General features: G+C 50.5%; 3 protein-coding genes. All 3 read left to right on the top strand.

The window, feature by feature from the left end:
* The first annotated feature begins 337 nt into the window (after window positions 1-337).
* Window positions 338-718, top strand: a complete 381-nt coding sequence (locus ACU0AG_RS16065; RefSeq protein ID WP_482783269.1) for a hypothetical protein — start codon at window positions 338-340, stop codon at window positions 716-718.
* A gap of 36 nt (window positions 719-754) precedes the next feature.
* Window positions 755-1,063, top strand: a complete 309-nt coding sequence (locus ACU0AG_RS16060) for a hypothetical protein (protein ID WP_482783268.1) — start codon at window positions 755-757, stop codon at window positions 1,061-1,063.
* Between the two features lie 317 nt (window positions 1,064-1,380).
* The coding region (locus ACU0AG_RS16055) for a hypothetical protein (protein WP_482783267.1) at window positions 1,381-1,622 on the top strand (242 nt) is incomplete at its 3' end.

Below are 1,622 nucleotides of genomic sequence, written 5' to 3'. Positions count from 1 at the left end.
TCCTTGGAGTGTCGCGCCCCGATCCCGCCAGTGATCCGTAGGTAAATCATTTCGTCCGCCGAGCGGTGATTTTATTGGAGCGCTTGCGACTTACTCATAGACTTTGATGAAGATGATTCATCGGTGCGCGTGTTGGGATTTTTCGTAAATCAACAAAAGAACCATTTTTCAGAGCAAACTTAACAATAGGGAGAGAAATCTAACTAGTATTTATTTGTCTTGCTAGCTCCGCTAATTGATTATCTTGAATGTTGCTGTCCTACTTTCGCACAACGCTATTTGTTGGGCTTCATCGAATCTTCGCCCCAAACTATAGGGGGTAGCGAAAGGATAGCTCATGGAAGAGATCACAGACGAAGAAATTGATCAGATGGTCTACGACCACTGGACTCGGAAATCACCTAAGGAGTTCCGCGCAGCCTTGTCGGCAAGGATGGCGGCGCATGACGAATACGAACTCAAGCATCAAATCAAAAAACTGATCGAAGAGCGCCGATACCTGAAAAGAGAGTTGAGGGCATACGAGGAAGGGGAGCTTTCTCATCTGCACGAGCCTATAAGAATCTGGTGCGCAGAGGTTGTCGTAGAACCATTCGATTGGAAAATGGATGGTGATCGGTTCCTGTTTCGTCATGAAGAGCATGATCTTCTCTTTAGGTTGACATTCCCCGAATACGTAAAAGCGCTCGAAAAGAAGGCGCGAGAAGATGAGATTTGATGCAGTGGGCAGTGCGATGAGGAGAGGTGGTTAATTATGAGCATCGAGACAGAGCGCGAAGAGTGGAGGAAGCGTATTCGTGACGAGCAAGCTATTCGTCATACCATCTTCGAGAGAGACATTCGCTACCTCGGGGATATGCAGAAGCGTATCGGACAGATTGACGCTGCGATGGGGCGAACAAGCTTCGATGATCCCATAGATGAATCCATGTTCTACCTTCGTTGGAGAAGGTCGATTCAGGATACCATTGCAACTCTCGCAGGTAATCGCATCAGGCTTGAGAAAGAGCTTGAGCGTTTGGAGAAGGAAGCTGAGACTTTGACCTACGGGAAGAGCGCATGACGCTCTTCTATGCGCCATCCTGAGCCTCTTCGAGCGCATGATGAGCCCGTCCCGTAGCGCAAAGCTCTTTCGTTCAATCCTGAGGCTTCTTGGAGCACCTCTGATCGGCTCAAACAAGCTCGACGGGAGCGCAGCCGCTGTGGCCGCGCTACGCCAGTGCTCATTCAAGGTAGCAAGGCTCAACCCGAACGATACCTTTCTACGCTGACCCCTTGTAGTTCCGAGCTTCCCCATTGGCGGCATCGAGGAATGAATAGGCTGAGGAGGCGCGAAGATAAAAATCTAGACAAATCCAAGTTCTGTGAGATTTGCTCCTCATGGAACTCGACGACATCACTCAGTATCGCTCGTTGGGCTGGGACTTCGATATGACCCTGCATGGTCACGAGCGGTCACACCAATTCTGGGATTACATCCACGAGAATCCCTTCTGCCAAACCCACTACATCGTGACCTTCAGAACGGGACGGCTCCTCGACCGCATTTGGTATGACCTTGGAAGAGCGGGTTGCCGCCTGCTGCCCATGCAATTCAGGGGCGTCCACGGTGTGCCCGATGA

It is taken from the genome of Erythrobacter sp. RANMB8 (genome assembly GCF_056848235.1).
The sequence above is the reverse complement of the archived record's forward strand: the minus strand, read 5'-3'. Positions and strand labels throughout refer to the sequence as shown.

Excerpts from the sequence above, each read along its gene's own strand:
- ACU0AG_RS16065 (WP_482783269.1), top strand. The coding sequence starts at position 338 with ATGGAAGAGATCACAGACGAAGAAATTGATCAGATGGTCTACGACCAC.
- ACU0AG_RS16060 (WP_482783268.1), top strand. The coding sequence starts at position 755 with ATGAGCATCGAGACAGAGCGCGAAGAGTGGAGGAAGCGTATTCGTGAC.